The organism is Pseudodesulfovibrio sp. S3 (assembly GCF_004025585.1).
GTDB lineage: Bacteria > Desulfobacterota > Desulfovibrionia > Desulfovibrionales > Desulfovibrionaceae > Pseudodesulfovibrio.
On sequence record NZ_QTZO01000009.1, the window covers coordinates 89196 to 103702 of the forward strand.

A 14507-nucleotide genomic window follows, 5' to 3' on the forward strand; every position below is an offset into this window, starting at 1 on the left:
TGTTTTTGCGGGGGTATTATTTCAACCAGCCGAGCACTTCTTTTTTGCTCGGAGCCTTGCCCACCACCTTGACCTCGCCGTCGATGACCACGGCCGGGGTGGAGAAGATGCCGTGCTTGGCGATTTCCTGGAAGTCCTTGACCTTTTCGATGTCCGCTTCAATGCCTGCTTCGGCAACGGCTTCGCGTACGGTCTTTTCGGCCTGTTCACACTTGGGGCAGCCGGGGCCCATGACCAGAATCTTCATGATATACTCCTGATAGGTTGATTAGATGACGGCGTTGAAAAGGTAGCCGACAATGAGGATGCCGCAGCCCACCACCGCGATGAAGACCGCGATGAGCCGGGGCTTGAGGACCTTGCGCAGGATGACCATCTCCGGGAAGGACAGGGCGATGACGGACATCATGAAGGCGAGGACCGTGCCGAGCGCCGCTCCCTTGCCGAGCAGGGCCTCCACCACCGGGATGACACCTGCGGCATTGGTGTACATGGGGATGCCCAGGATGACGCTCAAGGGCACGGACCACCACGCCTCGCTGCCCATGATCCCGGCCAACTGGCCTTCGGGGACGTAGCCGTGGATAGCCGCGCCCACCGCAATGCCGAGCACCACGAATTTCCAGACCCGCCCCACGATATCCTTGACGGAATCAAGGGCGTAGTCGAGCCGTTTGGCCCAGGTCATGCTTTCTTCACTGGCGGCCTCACCGGCGCGTATTTCCCTGACCCAGTCCTCCACATGCTCTTCCAGGCCGAGGCGACCCATGACCCAGCCCGCCACCACGGCGATGCTGATGCCGGTGACGAAATACAGGGCCGCAATCTTCCAGCCGAGCAGGCCGTACAGCAGGACCAGCGCGATCTCGTTGACCATGGGCGCGGCGATCAGGAAGGAGAAGGTCACGCCCAGCGGGATGCCTGCGGTCATGAACCCGATGAACAGCGGCACGGCCGAGCAGGAACAGAAGGGGGTGACCACGCCGAGCAGGGCGGCCAGAACGTTGCCCGCGGATTCCCGTTTTCCGGCCAGGAAGCTGCGCGTCCAGTTCACGGTCACGAAGGAGCGCAGGATGCCCACGCCGTACACGACCAGTACCAGGAGCATGAGCACCTTGGGCGTGTCATAGACAAAGAACTGGACGGCCGAGCCGAGATGGCTCTCCGGCCCCATGCCGAGCAGGGAATAGGCAAACCAGTTCGAGAACGGCAGCAATTGCTCGTAGACAACGAACCAGACGGCCAGGGCCGCCCCTCCCATGAGCAGGGTGCGGAGCAGGCCGGAATTCCCGGCCCCGCCGTTCTTTTCGGTTTGTTCAGACTGGCAATTGCAGGAAATGTTGTTTGGTTGTGTGAACATGGGACCTCGTTTGGCCGATTTGCCAAGTGATGGGTTAAATTTTTTAGCGCTTGTTGGACTCGAGCACGGATTCGATGCAGTGAAAGAAGTTGAGCACGCAGGGGACCTTGAGCCGGTAATATATCTGCTTTCCCTGCCGTTCGTCCGTCACGATGCCCGCCTTCTTGAGAACGGTGAGGTGTTTGGAGACCGTGGACATATCCGCCCCGACCAGGTCGCGCAGGTCGCATACGCACCTCTCGCCGCGGGAGAGCTCGTCGATAATCAGCAGCCGGGACGGGTGCGCCATGGCCTTGATGACCTTGGCCCGCTCTTCGAATCTGTCTTTCAATACGATATCTGCCTGCATCGGTTGTCTGCGCTCCTTATGTTTGGCAATATAGCCAAACGTTGGACGATGTCAAGGGGCAGGGCCTGTCTCTTTACAAAAAAAAGGGGCTACCAATCCTTGGGGGTGATCTTGGCTTTGCCGTGGCTGTAGGTCAGCCGGTGGGGTTCCGTGCGGATCACATGTTCCAATTCGGGGGTGATGGGCGTGAAGCTGGTGATGGCCCCCTCGTTGGTGGTGATGGTCACAAAGACAAGCTGGCCGGGTTTCGGGTTGAAATAGACCATGCCTGCGGCTTTTTTTTGCCAACTGCTCTCAAGGGTCTTGCAACTTCCGGTGAAAGCCATGGGCGTATAGGGTGTGACTTCATAAATCTTTTTGAAGGTGACGCTCTTGATGGTGCCGTCCGCGTTGGGACTCATGCGCTGCACCTTGGAGACCTTGGCAATGGCCTTGATTTCGGATTTTTGGGCCATGAGGGCCAGGTAGTCTGTTTCTTCAGCCTGTGCGGGCCACGCAGCCAGCAGGAGCGTCATGGCCAGGAGGAAAATGCGAATCTTCATATATTTCAACAACTCTTACATTTTAATATCTAAACACGAAAGGCACACTATACCAGAGGTAGCGGTTGCGCAAGGAGGGAGCCCGTTTCCGGAGCGAGGTTTCGATTATTCTCATTTCCACCCGATTGCAGTCGACAACAAAGGCCTTGAAGGGTATTTACTATATTCCCTCAGGAGGATTCATGGAAATATTCAACTCAGTGGAAAATGTGCTCTGGCTCATATGGTTGGGCGTTGGCGTGGCCTTTCTCGTTGCCGAATTGATGGTGCCGGCCTTCATCGTGATCTTTTTCGGAGTGGGCGCGCTCATTGCCGGCGTCACGGCCTTTTTCGGGTCCACGATCCAGGTGCAACTCGTGGTGTTCGGGGTGTCTTCCCTGGCCCTGCTTCTTTTGTTTCGCAGGGTTATGGCATCGACTTTTTCCGGTTCCACGGCCGGAGACGAGGAGGTTGATGGAGCCATCGGCGGACAGGCCGAGGTCGTGGAAGCCATTGAACCCCCGCAGCCGGGCCGTATCAAGTTCCAGGGCTCCTTCTGGGGTGCCCATTGCAGCGAGACCGTACCCGCCGGGGCTGTGGTACGCATCGTCAAGCGTGACGAAAAAGATGTAAACGCCTTCGTGGTGGAAAAGGAGAATTGATATGGATCCAGCAACCCTGACATCCCTGATAACGGCCCTGGTATTCGTCGTGATACTGGTGGTCCTGCTGGTCAAGACCGCCGTGGTCGTGCCGCAGAAAAGCCATTTCGTGGTGGAGCGGCTCGGCAAGTATTCCAAGACCATCGGGGCGGGCCTGCACATTCTCATCCCGTTCATCGACCAGATAGCCTACAAACGCAGCCTCAAGGAAGAGGTCATGGACATTCCGGCGCAGAGCTGCATCACCCGGGACAACGTTTCCGTGACCATCGACGGCGTGCTCTACATCCGGGTCATCGACGCCAAGATGTCCTGCTACGGTATCGAAAACTATTATATTGCAGCATCCCAGTTGGCCCAGACATCGCTGCGGTCCGCCATCGGCAAGATCGACCTGGACAAGACCTTTGAAGAGCGTGAGACCATCAACTATTCCGTGATTCAGGCCGTGGATGAGGCCGCCCAGGAGTGGGGCGTCAAGGTCATGCGCTACGAGATCAAGGATATCACTCCTCCGGCCACGGTCATGGAGGCCATGGAGCGGCAGATGAAGGCCGAGCGTGAAAAGCGCGGCGACATCGCCCTGTCCGAGGGTGATCGTCAGTCCCGTATCAACCGTTCCGAGGGGCTCAAGCAGGAGGCCGTGCAGATCTCCGAGGGCGAGAAGCAAAAGCGCATCAACGAGGCCCAGGGCCGGGCCCAGGAAATCCTGCTGGTGGCCGAGGCCACGGCGCAGGGTTTGCAGAAGGTGGCCGAGGTCATCAACCTGCCGGGCGGTGCCGAAGCCATGAACCTCAAGGTGGCCCAGCAGTATATCGAGGAATTCGGCAATCTGGCCAAGACCAACAACACCATGATCATCCCGGCGGATCTGGGCAACATGGCCAGCATGGTCGCTTCGGTCACGGAGATTGTCAGTTCGACCTCAGCCAGGAAGAGCTGCGGTTTCGGCAAGGGCGGAGCCGGAAAGGGAACCGCAAAGGCCGGGACGGATGTCCCTCCCAAGTCGGTGGGCGGGTTCGTCGTGGAATAGCGGTTGTTGATTCGAAAATGATATACGGCCCCGGCTCATGCAGTCGGGGCCGTTTTTCGTGTAAAAAAACCCGGCCCCAAAAGGGACCGGGTTCGGTTTCGGATGTTCGTTGAGTATTAGGCGACAGAGTTGGTGCCGGAGTCGATGATGTTCTGCACGAGGTCGTTCAGGGCATCGGACTCAGGGCCGTCATGGACGAACGAATCCATGCTGGACGGACTCACGCCGAGCAGGGTCACTTCAATGGTGTTGCTGCCGTCGGAGACGAACAGATGCAGGTCTCCGTCGTAGGTTTGATTTGTGACGCTCAGGCCGTCGGCCAGGAAGATGTGGTCGGAACCGTCCAGGATGCCGCCCAATATGGCCTGAGATTCATCGCCGCCATGGTGGCGTCCCACAGTGAAGTTCTCGACCAGAATGGTCTCGCCGTTCACCATGGCATCCTGATTGATGATGATGCCGTCGCTTCCTTCGCCCATGCGGACGTAGTCGTTGCCGCTGCCGGGCATGATCAGGTTGAAACCGATGCCGTTGTCGTCTCCTTCGCCGATTCCGAGGGGTCGACCGGCCACGATGAAGTCGTCTCCTTCGCCGCCGGAGATGATGTTGATCAGGTTCTGGCCGCCGTACAAGGCATCGTCGCCGCCCTGGCCGTCGATGACGTCGGCCATGGCGAAATCGCGCTCGGTGCCGTCCACCACATCCCGGGAAGCGCCGAAGATGGCGTCGTCGCCGTCGGTGCCCTGGATGTATTCGGTTCCTTCATGTCCGTTTTCGCCCACGGTGTAGGTGTGGAAATTGCGGACAGCGGTCACGGAATCGATCAGGGTTCCATAGCTGTCGTCATGCTCGGCGAATTCCGAGAAGGTCAGGCTGGCGTGATCCTGGTCAGCGGTCACGTTGAAGGACAGCTCGGTCCAGTCTGTGCTCCTGGACTCGTCCGGGCCGTATTCATAGCCGTAGTTGACGAAGTGAAAGTTCTCTGAGCTGCCGTCGGCAGTGGTCACGCCTTCGCCTAGCGTCACGAGCCATGCGCCGTCTTCGTACTCGGCGTCCCAGGTGACGGTGGCCACGACCTGTTCGCCCAGGGTGACCTCGAAGTCGTTGGTATCCATGCCGAGCCTGTCAACGGCGCCGCCGACGCGCGGGGCGAAATTGAAGGTTATGGTCACCTCTTCGCCTTCCTGGGTGGCGATGGTCTGGGAAAGCTGATCAACGGAGTTTCGCACGGAGTCGAGTTCCATGTGGCGGACACCGTCCTCAGGCGTCTGCGGCATGCGGGGGCCCCAGGTTTCCATGGGGCTGTGGGGCTGCGAGCCGGAGCTTTCCGCACGCTGCTGCGGGCCACCGGTATTCTTCCAGTGATCCACATCGTTGAGATAGGTCCAGTTGCTTCCGCCATAGCTGGAGGCTTCGTAGCTCGGGTTGAGCACGATCTGTACGGCTTCATTCTCGGGATAGACCACTGCGCCGTTTTCAGCCAGGAGGGGGGCGCTGTCTTCGGGGGCAGTAGCCAAAGTGGTGCTGCCATAGGCGTCGTCCTGACCGCCGAGCGCATCCAGCGCGTCTCCCAGAGAGCCGGCGTCGTCGGAGTATGTGCCGGCGCCGGAGCCGCCGGCAGCGCCGTCGGCAGCGGTCTCGACCGCATCTGAGGTCTGTTGTACTTCGCCAAAAGCGAACAGATAGATATCGCCGGGAACTTGCTCGCCGTTCATGAGCTCGAAAACCGGCAGAGAGCCTTCCTGGGCCAGTGTCAGATAATCCTGAAGAACAACCGAGCCGCCACCCTCAACGGTAATGATCAGATCATTGCCGGAACTGGTGAGTACGGCTTCCGTGATATCAAAGTTGAATCGGACCGGGGCATCAGCCATCATTTGGTAGGTCTGCTCCGAGCCAGAGCCGGGCAGGTCTATGCGTACTTGTTCAGACATGATGCACTCCTTTATTCTTAAGAAAAAATAATTTTGTTTTCCTACATAATAATTAGGTTAAACTTCATATATTGTCAATATTGAATTATTCAGGAATCCGTGAGCGTTAAGCTGTGCAAATTCATAGAATGGCTGTTTTTGACCAAGCCATACCAACAATCACAACCACAGGTGTTTAAGGGTTTATAATAAGTGTTTACAAAACTTTTAAACAACTTGCTGTGTAAAATTGTTGGCCGCGTCATCGACTTGTCAGTGTTTCGAAGTCTGTCAATTGAAAGAAAAGATGCTGAAATTCAAAAGGAAAAAAATAAAATAAAAAAATGATTATTATTTGCGTTCAAAAGAGGGGCGGGTTCGGCCCACTTCTCTTCGAGTGCATTTTGGCGGTTGGGTTATTTTGTCGATGATTTTGAAATAATGGTCGCTGTCCGGTTGTTTTGACAGCCGGCAATTGTTCCAGTAAAATAAGGGTCATGAAGAAAATCGATATGACTGCATGGCCGAGAAAGAGCCTTCACGATTATTTTCGGAACCTGTCGTCTCCGCATTTTTCCCTGACCGCCGAAGTGGATGTGACCGATCTGATCCTGTCGGCCAAGCCGCGCGGTGTGTCGGTGTTCAATGCCTGCCTGTATGCGGTCATGGCTGCTTGCAACCGGATACCGGAATTCAGGCAGCGCTTTCGAGGGCGTGATGTGGTTCAGTACGACATGGTTCACCCTGCGCCCACGGTGCCCATCGACGGTGACCGGTTTGCATTCTGCTATTTCGACCATGTGCCGGAGTGGGAGGGGTTCAACGCGGCCTGTTCCAGCGCCATTGAGGCCGGGAAGCAACAGACCGAGCTCAAGGACGATTCCGGTTCTCGCGACGACCTCATTTTCACCACCTGCCTGCCGTGGGTATCCTTCACCTCCATGCACCACCCGGTGCAAGGGCCGGACGACAGCTTTCCCCGTGTGGCCTGGGGCAAGTTCACGGAGCATGGCGGCCGTTGGCGTATGCCCGTGAACGTGCAGGTCCACCACGCCCTGGCCGACGGCTTGCACATGGGCCGCTTTTACGAGTTCATGCAGGAAACGCTGGACGATTTCGGGGCGTGATTTAGCGTAACGGGATGGCCTTGCCGTCATCAAGCGGATCGATGCCCAGGTGCGCGGCCACGGTCTGGCCCACGTCGGCAAAGGTCTCGCGCACTCCTGCCGTGCCGGGCAGGACTTCCGGTCCGAACAGGAGTACCGGCACGCATTCGCGGGTGTGGTCTGTCCCTTTCCATGTGGGGTCGCATCCGTGGTCGGCGGTGATCACGGCCAGATCGCCGGGCCTGAGCTGCGGGATCAGGCCGGAAATCCGCTTATCCATGCTCTCAAGGGCTGCCGCGTATCCGGCCACGTCCCGGCGGTGCCCCCATTCCGAGTCGAACTCCACGAAGTTGGCAAAGGTCAGGGAGCCGTCCGGTGCGTTTGCCACCTCTTCCTCCACCAGATCGAACAACCCGTCCGAATCCGGCGCCTTGACTTTCTTTGTCAGTCCCTGATGGGCGAAGATGTCCGCAATCTTGCCCACGGAGACTACCTCGCGTCCGGCTTCTTGGAGCTTGTCCAGCAGGGTCGGGGCCGGCGGCGGCAGAGAGTAATCCCGCCGGTTGGGAGTGCGTGTGAAGGCACCGGGTTCGCCGACAAAGGGGCGGGCGATGACCCGACCGATATTATACTCTTCCAGCAGTTTCCTGGTGAGGACGCACAATTCAAGGAGCCGGTTTAGGCCGAAACTTTTCTCGTGGGCTGCGATCTGGAAGACCGAGTCCGCCGAAGTATAGCAGATGGGCTTGCCCGACTCCATGTGCTCCTGTCCGAGCCGGGCAATGATCTCAGTGCCCGAGGCATGGCAGTTGCCCAGGATGCCGGGCAGGTTTCCCTGCTTGATGAGTGCGTCGATCAACGGTGCGGGAAAGCTCGGGAAATCCGGCGGGAAATAGCCCCAGTCGAAATGCACGGGCACGCCTGCCAGCTCCCAGTGGCCGCTGGGCGTGTCCTTGCCCCGGCTGATCTCGCGTGCTGCCGCGAACCGGCCGCGCAGGACCGGCGATTGAAGACCGGGCGGAACCACCCCGGTGACCAATTGGGCGGCCATGCCCATGCCCAGCGAGCTCATGCACGGCAGGTGAAGCGGCCCAGAGCGTACCCCTTCCCTGTTACCTTTGCCGTTGGTGCACGCCTCGGCAATATGGCCCAGGGTGTCGGCTCCGGCATCGCCGAACCGGTCGGCGTCCGGTGCCCAGCCTATGCCGAGGCTGTCCAGCACAAGGATGAAGGCGCGGCCCATTACGGCATTTCCCCGGTGATTCGCTCTCTGACCACGGGCCTGTCGGCAGGCCTGTCCGGTCCGACCTCAAAGGCCTGGCGGATGCGTCCGGCAGCCATGGACGCCTGTTCCTTGTCCCGCGCAAATATCCAGCACAAGGGGACATCCGGCCCAACCCGATCGCCGATGTGGGCGAAATCCGTCATGCCCACCCCGTAGTCGATGGGTTGGTCCGCACGGGAACGGCCGCCCCCCATGGCCACCAGGGTCATGCCCACGGCGCGGTTGTCCATGGCGGTCACAAAGCCCGCAGATTCGGGATATACCGCCAGTTTGGCAGGGGCCTTGTCGAGATATGTGTCCGCCTTTTCCACGAAATCCTTCGGCCCGCCCAGGGCCGCGACCATTGTGCCGAAGCGGTCCGCCGCTGCGCCGCTGTCCAGGGCCGCATTCATGCGGGTCATGGCCTCGCCCATGTTGCGGACAACGCCCGCCAGCAGGAGCATCTCGCCGGTGAGGGCCAGGGTGACCTGCTTGAGGCGCGGTTCCCGGCTTCTGCCCGTGAGGAAATCCACGGCCTCCTGCACTTCCAGCGCATTGCCCACGCTGTTACCAAGCACCTCGTTCATGTCCGTGAGCAGGGCCACCGTGGGCACGCCTGCACCTGTGGCAACCGTGGCAATGGATCGGGCCAGTTCTTCAGCGTCCTCATATTTTGTCATGAACGCGCCTGATCCGAATTTCACGTCCATGACCAGCCCCTGCAACCCGGCTGCCAGTTTCTTGGACAGGATGGATGCGGTGATCAAATCAAGCGATTCCACCGTGGCCGTGACGTCGCGGATGGCATAGAGCCTCCTGTCCGCAGGGGCCAGGTCCGAGGTCTGGCCGATGATGGCGCAGCCCGCTTCCCGGACCACCTTGGCAAAGGTGTCGAGGTCCGGTGCAGTGTTGTAGCCGGGGATGGAGTCGAATTTGTCCAGCGTGCCGCCCGTATGCCCAAGGCCGCGCCCGGAGATCATGGGATTATATGCTCCGCACGCCGCAGCCAGGGGACCGAGGATCAGGCTGACCTTGTCGCCCACCCCGCCGGTGGAGTGCTTGTCCACCACCCCGGATGCAAAGCCGAGGGACGGCCAGTCGATGACCGTGCCCGAGTTTTTCATGGCCCTGGTCAGGTCGATGCGTTCTTCCATGGTCATGCCCTGAAAGAACACGGCCATGGCAAAGGCCGCCACTTGGCCTTCGGAGGCCGTTTCGTCCGTGATGCCCCTGACCATGGCCTCGATCTCGGCCCTGGTCAGGGCCAAACCGTCTCGCTTTTTGCGAATGATTTCCTGCGGTATGAACGTCATGTGAGTGCCCCCGGACCCCCCATCCCTCCTTTTCCGAAACTTGATAGTGCCGTTGCGCGGGTGGGGGTGTCGTTATAGTGAGCGTCTTAATAGTTGCTGTTGTCTGTTGTGCCCGGGGCCAGGCCGAGTTCCTGCAAGACGTCGTTGAGCAGGCTGCTGGCACCGAAGCGCAGGGTCTCGGGCGTGGCCCAGCCTTCGCCCATGATCAGGTCGGCCAGATACAGGTAGCCTGCGGCATCGGAAACGGTCTTGAGGCCGCCCGACGGTTTGAAGCCCAGGGGGCGGCTCACCTTGGGCTGCATTTCCCGGATGACCGAGAGCATGACCGCGGCCACGTCCAGGGTGGCTCCTCCCGGCACCTTGCCGGTGGAGGTCTTGATGAAATCCGCGCCCGCCATGAGGGCGTCCCGGCTGGCCTCTTCGATGATCTTCAGGGATTGGAGCTGGCTGGTCTCCAGGATGACCTTGAGCTTGACCCTTTCGCCGCAGACCTCTCGGACCTGTTGCAACAAGGCGATGGCCGTGTCCTGGTGGCCTGCCTTGTAGCGCTTGTAGGGCAAAACCACATCCACCTCATGAACACCGGCAGCCACCTGGGCACGGGCCTCGGCCACGGCCGCAACCGCATCCGGCGTGCCGTGGGGGAAATTGCAGACCGTGGCCACGCGGACCCCGGTTCCGGTCAGTTCCTTCAGGGCCAAGGGGATGAATTTGTCGTACACGCACACGGCTGCCACATGCCCTTTGGGCGTGACTGCGCGTCCGCACAGGTCGATGATCATGGCATCGGTGTCGTCCTCGCCAAGGGAGGTCAGGTCCATGGAGGTCAGGGTGCGCAGGGCATAGGTTTCGTTTGCCCGGACCTTTGCGGCCTCGGTCGTTAGTGTGTGCAGTTTGTCTTTCATATCTTTCGGTTGTTGAGGTTTTCCGGTCCGAAGGATTCGGGCAGCAGTTCATCCATGGTCATGGTCAGCAGGACTCCCTGTTCGTTGCAGGAATGGATGACGGTGTCCGGTGTGGCGAATTCGCGGATGCGCTGGCGGCAACCGCCGCACGGGGTGCAGGCCTCGTTTGATGGGCCGACCACCACCAGTGCGGAGATGACGCGCCCGCCGCCGCGCACCATGGCGCTGATGGCGGATTGTTCGGCGCAACTGCCCAGCGGGTAGGCTGCGTTCTCCACGTTGCAGCCCGTGAATATCTCGCCTGTATCCGTAACCAGGGCCACGCCCACAGGATGGTTGGAGTAAGGCGCGTGGGCCATGTTGCGGGCTTCTACGGCCAGTCGGATGAGTTTCTTCATGGGAGTCACCTAGCGTTCCTTGATATAGGGGATGCCGTCCGCCTTGGGGGCCACCACCTTGCCCACGAAACCGGCCAGCAGGATCACGGTCATGGCGTAGGGCAGCATGATGATGAACTGGACCGGAATTTCGCCCACCAGCGGCAGCTCCACGCCCTGAAGCCGGGCCTGGATGGCATCGGTAAAGGCGAAGAGCAGGCAGGCGGTTACGGTCAGCCCCGGTTTCCATTTGCCGAAAATCATGGCGGCCAGGGCGAGGTAACCCTTGCCGGCGGTCATGTCGCGGATGAAGCTTGCACCCATCGCCGTGGACAGGCTGGCTCCGGCAATGCCGCAGAGCGCGCCCGCTATGAGCACGGCCCGGTAGCGCAGCCATTCCACGGAGATGCCTGCTGTGTCCACAGCCTCGGGATTTTCTCCTACCGCCCGCAGGCGCAGCCCGAATCGGGTCTTGTAGAGCATCCAGGAGATGAAAGGAATAAGGGCAAAGGCCAGATAGGTAAGCAGGTTGTGTCCGCTGATCAGCTCGGAGTAAAAGGGACCGATGATTGGCACGCCACGGAGCAGTTCGGCACCGGGCAGGGTGACGGACATGAATCGGGCTGTGGCCGGGAGCGCCGGGGTGTCGCCGTTGATGTGGAACAGGGCGTGACCCAATGTCGGGGCCAGCCCGGCCACCACGATGTTGATGGCCATGCCCGAGACCACCTGGTTGCCGCGATGGGTGATGCAGGCAAAGCCGTGCAGGAGTGAGAGCAGCATGCTGGCAATGACGGCGCAGATCAGCCCGAGCCAGACCGAGCCGGTGGTGTAGGCTACGGCTGCGGCAACGAATGCGCCGCCGAGCATCTTGCCTTCCAGCCCGATATCGATGACTGCGGCCCGTTCCGAACAGAGCCCGGCCATGGCGGCCAGGATGAGCGGGGTGGACATGCGGATGGTGGCGTCGGCCACCAGGACCAGATGCATCAGGATGTCGTTCATGCCGCTGCCTCCGTGTCCTTTTTGATGAAGATCCTTTCCAGCCGGGGCCGAAACATGTGCTCCAGTGCGCCGGTGAACAGGATGACGAATCCCTGGATGGTCCAGATCATGTCGCGGGTGATGTTGGGCATTTCAAAGGCCAGTTCGGCTCCGCCCTGGAACAGCGCGCCCATGAGCAGCGAGGCCAGGACGATGCCCACCGGATGGTTGCGGCCCATGAGCGCTATGGCGATGCCCGTGAATCCGTAGCCGTTGGTGAAATTGATGATCAGCCGGTGCTGTACGCCCATGAGTTCGTTCAAACCCATCATTCCGGCCAGTGCGCCGGAGATGAGCATGCTGATCATGATCGCCTTTGCCGGAGATATTCCGCCGTATACGGCAGCGGCCGGGTTCCTGCCCACGGCGCGCATCTCGTACCCCCAGCGGGTGTGCCAGACGAATATCCATACCGCGACGCAGCAAAGCAGGGCGATGACCAGGGCGAGGTTCAGGGGGGAATGGGCCATGTCCACGCCGAGGTGTTTTGCAAGTTCATAAATTTTCGGCATCCAGGTCTGGTCCGGAAAATGGGTAGTCTCAGGCAGTTGGGAGCCGGGCCGTTTCATCCATTCCACCAGCAGGAAGGTCATGACCGACGAGGCTATGAAGTTGAACATGATGGTGGTGATGACGATGTGGGAACCCCGTTTGGCCTGGAGATAGGCCGGGACAGCCGCCCAGGCCGCACCGAACAGTGCGCCGCCGAGAACGGCCAGGGGCAGAATGGCCCAGAACGGGAGGTCGCCCAGGTACAGACAGACCAGGCCGATGCCCAGGCCGCCCATGTATGCCTGTCCTTCGCCGCCGATGTTGAACAGATAGCAGTGGAAGGCCACGGCCACGGCCAGACCGGTGAAAATGAAGTTGGTGGCGTAGAACAGGGTGTAGCCGATGGCCTCGGCATAGCCGAAGGCTCCGTATATCAGGTAGCCGAAGGCCTCTACCGGATTTTCGCCCATGGCCAGGATGACCAAACCGGACACCAGGAAGGCGACAAGGAGGTTGAGTGCCGGAATGAGGCCCGCGTTGACCCAGCCGGGGAGTTTGGCTTGTGCCATCTAGGACACCTCCTCGCGGGATTCGGTCCGGGGCTGCCGGGCCGGGTCGCAGCCCGCCATCATCAGTCCCAGGGTGCGTACATCGGCTTCGTCTGCGGCCACTTCGCCCACGATCCGGCCATCGAACATGACCAGGATACGGTCGGCCAGGGACAGGATCTCGTCCAATTCCACCGACACAAGAAGTACGCCCTTGCCATGATCGCGCAGTGAGATGAGGCTCTTGTGGATGAACTCGATGGCCCCGATATCCACCCCGCGCGTCGGCTGGCCCACCAGGAGCAGTTCCGGGTCGCGTTCGAACTCTCGGGCCAGGACGATCTTCTGCTGGTTGCCGCCGGAAAAGTCCGCGGCCGGAAGGTCCGGGTCGGGCGGGCGCACATCGAATTTATCCATGTATTGCCTGCAAAGCGTATCGACCTTTTTCAGGTCCATGAGTATGGGGCCGTTGATATCCGGGCCGTTGTGGTAGCCGAGGATCATGTTCTCGGCTGCGGTGAAATCCATGACCATGCCGGTGTGATGGCGGTCTTCGGCCACGTGGCCCACGCCAAGCTCGTGCATACCCAGAGGATTGGTGTGGATACCCGGACCGGCAATGGTGCGGCCCTTGAATCTGATGGAGCCACGGGCCACCTTGGAGACCCCGGACAGAACCTCCAGCAGTTCGGACTGACCGTTGCCCGAGACCCCGGCCACGCCGAGAATTTCGCCCTTGCGCAGGGTGAAGGAAATATCCTTGAGCCGGTTCACGCCCGCTTCGTCCGCATAGCCGACGTTATCCAATTCCAGGATCGGCTCACCCGGTGTGGCCTCGGTCTTCTCCACCTGGAGCAGGACCTTGCGCCCGACCATGAGTTCCGCCAGCTCTTCCTTGCTCGTCTCCGAGGTCTTGCGGTGGGCCACCATGGTGCCGCGCCGCATGATGGAGACGGTGTCGGTGGTTTTCATGATTTCGCGCAGTTTGTGTGTGATGAGGATGACGGTTTTGCCCTGGGAGCGCAGGGTGTCGAGCATGCGAAAGAGTTGGTCCGCTTCCTGGGGCGTGAGCACGCCGGTGGGCTCGTCCAGGATCAGGGTTTCTGCCCCCCGGTACAGGGCCTTGAGAATCTCCACCCGCTGTTGCAAACCCACGGGCAGATCTCCGACAATGGCGTCAGGGTCAACTTCCAGGCCGTATTCCCGGCCAAGCCGGGCCAGTTCCTTTCGGGCGTGGTTGAGGGAGGTCTTGATCAGGCCGCCCTCTTCCGCCCCCAGGATGACGTTTTCCAGCACCGTGAACGGCTCTACCAGCATAAAGTGCTGATGGACCATGCCGATGCCGAAACTGATGGCATGGGAGGGGCTGGTGATCCTGACCTCTTGGCCATGGATTTTGATGCGCCCGGAGGTGGCCTGATAGAAACCATAGAGCATGGCCATCAGTGTGGACTTGCCTGCACCGTTTTCCCCCACGATGCCGTGCACCGTCCCCGGAGCCACGGACATGGACACGTCGCGGTTGGCGTGGACCAGACCGAAAAACTTGTTCAGCTTGATGAGCTCAACTGCGGGAGTCGACGCTTTTGTCGTTGAAGGATGGCTGCCCGAAGGGGTCAT

15 protein-coding genes are annotated in these 14507 nt (G+C 60.2%); 3 read left to right on the top strand and 12 right to left on the bottom strand.

Features of this window, described 5'->3' with window-relative positions; genetic code table 11:
- Positions 1 to 16: 16 nt before the first annotated feature.
- The 4 genes from DWB63_RS11435 to DWB63_RS11450 form a co-directional block, all read right to left on the bottom strand.
- Positions 17 to 247, bottom strand: coding sequence for a thioredoxin family protein (locus DWB63_RS11435; protein WP_128328965.1), 231 nt, complete (start codon positions 245 to 247; stop codon positions 17 to 19).
- A 21-nt stretch (positions 248 to 268) separates the two neighbouring features.
- Positions 269 to 1360, bottom strand: a complete 1092-nt coding sequence (locus DWB63_RS11440; protein ID WP_128328966.1) for a permease — start codon at positions 1358 to 1360, stop codon at positions 269 to 271.
- A gap of 43 nt (positions 1361 to 1403) precedes the next feature.
- Positions 1404 to 1709 carry a metalloregulator ArsR/SmtB family transcription factor gene (locus DWB63_RS11445; RefSeq protein WP_128328967.1) on the bottom strand — a complete coding sequence of 102 codons (306 nt, stop codon included), beginning with the start codon at positions 1707 to 1709 and terminating at the stop codon, positions 1404 to 1406.
- Positions 1710 to 1798: 89 nt separating this feature from the next.
- A complete protein-coding gene (locus tag DWB63_RS11450; RefSeq protein WP_128328968.1) occupies positions 1799 to 2251 on the bottom strand; it encodes a hypothetical protein in 453 nt (150 codons plus the stop codon).
- Positions 2252 to 2433: 182 nt separating this feature from the next.
- Here DWB63_RS11450 and DWB63_RS11455 point away from each other — a divergent pair, with 182 nt between their 5' ends.
- Entirely contained in the window at positions 2434 to 2892 is a 459-nt protein-coding gene (locus DWB63_RS11455) for an NfeD family protein (protein WP_128328969.1), read from the top strand.
- A gap of 1 nt (position 2893) precedes the next feature.
- Entirely contained in the window at positions 2894 to 3925 is a 1032-nt protein-coding gene (locus DWB63_RS11460) for a stomatin-like protein (protein WP_128328970.1), read from the top strand.
- Between the two features lie 116 nt (positions 3926 to 4041).
- Here DWB63_RS11460 and DWB63_RS11465 read toward each other — a convergent pair whose 3' ends face one another.
- Positions 4042 to 5859, bottom strand: a complete 1818-nt coding sequence (locus DWB63_RS11465) for a hypothetical protein (protein ID WP_128328971.1) — start codon at positions 5857 to 5859, stop codon at positions 4042 to 4044.
- Between the two features lie 476 nt (positions 5860 to 6335).
- Between DWB63_RS11465 and DWB63_RS11470 the strand changes: the two genes are divergently transcribed.
- Positions 6336 to 6965 (top strand): CatA-like O-acetyltransferase, encoded by a 630-nt coding sequence (locus DWB63_RS11470; protein WP_128328972.1) that lies wholly within the window; start codon positions 6336 to 6338, stop codon positions 6963 to 6965.
- A gap of 1 nt (position 6966) precedes the next feature.
- Here the strand turns inward: DWB63_RS11470 and DWB63_RS11475 are convergent, their stop codons facing one another.
- From DWB63_RS11475 to DWB63_RS11505, 7 genes are all read right to left on the bottom strand, one after another.
- On the bottom strand, positions 6967 to 8187 hold the full coding sequence (locus DWB63_RS11475; protein ID WP_128328973.1) for a phosphopentomutase: 1221 nt from the start codon (positions 8185 to 8187) through the stop codon (positions 6967 to 6969).
- On the bottom strand, positions 8187 to 9521 hold the full coding sequence (gene deoA / locus DWB63_RS11480) for a thymidine phosphorylase (RefSeq protein WP_128328974.1): 1335 nt from the start codon (positions 9519 to 9521) through the stop codon (positions 8187 to 8189). Before deoA ends, DWB63_RS11475 begins: the two co-directional genes overlap by 1 nt.
- Positions 9522 to 9607: 86 nt before the next feature.
- The gene (gene deoC, locus DWB63_RS11485; protein WP_128328975.1) at positions 9608 to 10426 is read right to left on the bottom strand and encodes a deoxyribose-phosphate aldolase; all 819 of its coding nucleotides are present in this window, start codon (positions 10424 to 10426) and stop codon (positions 9608 to 9610) included.
- Complete coding sequence (locus DWB63_RS11490) at positions 10423 to 10824, bottom strand: cytidine deaminase (protein WP_128328976.1); 402 nt, start codon at positions 10822 to 10824, stop codon at positions 10423 to 10425. Before DWB63_RS11490 ends, deoC begins: the two co-directional genes overlap by 4 nt.
- A gap of 9 nt (positions 10825 to 10833) precedes the next feature.
- Positions 10834 to 11808 (bottom strand): ABC transporter permease, encoded by a 975-nt coding sequence (locus DWB63_RS11495; RefSeq protein WP_206613156.1) that lies wholly within the window; start codon positions 11806 to 11808, stop codon positions 10834 to 10836.
- Entirely contained in the window at positions 11805 to 12908 is a 1104-nt protein-coding gene (locus DWB63_RS11500; protein WP_128328977.1) for an ABC transporter permease, read from the bottom strand. Before DWB63_RS11500 ends, DWB63_RS11495 begins: the two co-directional genes overlap by 4 nt.
- Positions 12909 to 14507 (bottom strand): ABC transporter ATP-binding protein, encoded by a 1599-nt coding sequence (locus DWB63_RS11505; protein ID WP_128328978.1) that lies wholly within the window; start codon positions 14505 to 14507, stop codon positions 12909 to 12911.

Bases quoted from the DNA above. Each gene is read 5' to 3' on its own strand.
- DWB63_RS11435 (WP_128328965.1), bottom strand. From the start codon at position 247: ATGAAGATTCTGGTCATGGGCCCCGGCTGCCCCAAGTGTGAACAGGCC.
- DWB63_RS11440 (WP_128328966.1), bottom strand. From the start codon at position 1,360: ATGTTCACACAACCAAACAACATTTCCTGCAATTGCCAGTCTGAACAA.
- DWB63_RS11445 (WP_128328967.1), bottom strand. From the start codon at position 1,709: ATGCAGGCAGATATCGTATTGAAAGACAGATTCGAAGAGCGGGCCAAG.
- DWB63_RS11450 (WP_128328968.1), bottom strand. From the start codon at position 2,251: ATGAAGATTCGCATTTTCCTCCTGGCCATGACGCTCCTGCTGGCTGCG.
- DWB63_RS11455 (WP_128328969.1), top strand. From the start codon at position 2,434: ATGGAAATATTCAACTCAGTGGAAAATGTGCTCTGGCTCATATGGTTG.
- DWB63_RS11460 (WP_128328970.1), top strand. From the start codon at position 2,894: ATGGATCCAGCAACCCTGACATCCCTGATAACGGCCCTGGTATTCGTC.
- DWB63_RS11465 (WP_128328971.1), bottom strand. From the start codon at position 5,859: ATGTCTGAACAAGTACGCATAGACCTGCCCGGCTCTGGCTCGGAGCAG.
- DWB63_RS11470 (WP_128328972.1), top strand. From the start codon at position 6,336: ATGAAGAAAATCGATATGACTGCATGGCCGAGAAAGAGCCTTCACGAT.
- DWB63_RS11475 (WP_128328973.1), bottom strand. From the start codon at position 8,187: ATGGGCCGCGCCTTCATCCTTGTGCTGGACAGCCTCGGCATAGGCTGG.
- deoA (WP_128328974.1), bottom strand. From the start codon at position 9,521: ATGACGTTCATACCGCAGGAAATCATTCGCAAAAAGCGAGACGGTTTG.
- deoC (WP_128328975.1), bottom strand. From the start codon at position 10,426: ATGAAAGACAAACTGCACACACTAACGACCGAGGCCGCAAAGGTCCGG.
- DWB63_RS11490 (WP_128328976.1), bottom strand. From the start codon at position 10,824: ATGAAGAAACTCATCCGACTGGCCGTAGAAGCCCGCAACATGGCCCAC.
- DWB63_RS11495 (WP_206613156.1), bottom strand. From the start codon at position 11,808: ATGAACGACATCCTGATGCATCTGGTCCTGGTGGCCGACGCCACCATC.
- DWB63_RS11500 (WP_128328977.1), bottom strand. From the start codon at position 12,908: ATGGCACAAGCCAAACTCCCCGGCTGGGTCAACGCGGGCCTCATTCCG.
- DWB63_RS11505 (WP_128328978.1), bottom strand. From the start codon at position 14,507: ATGACCCCTTCGGGCAGCCATCCTTCAACGACAAAAGCGTCGACTCCC.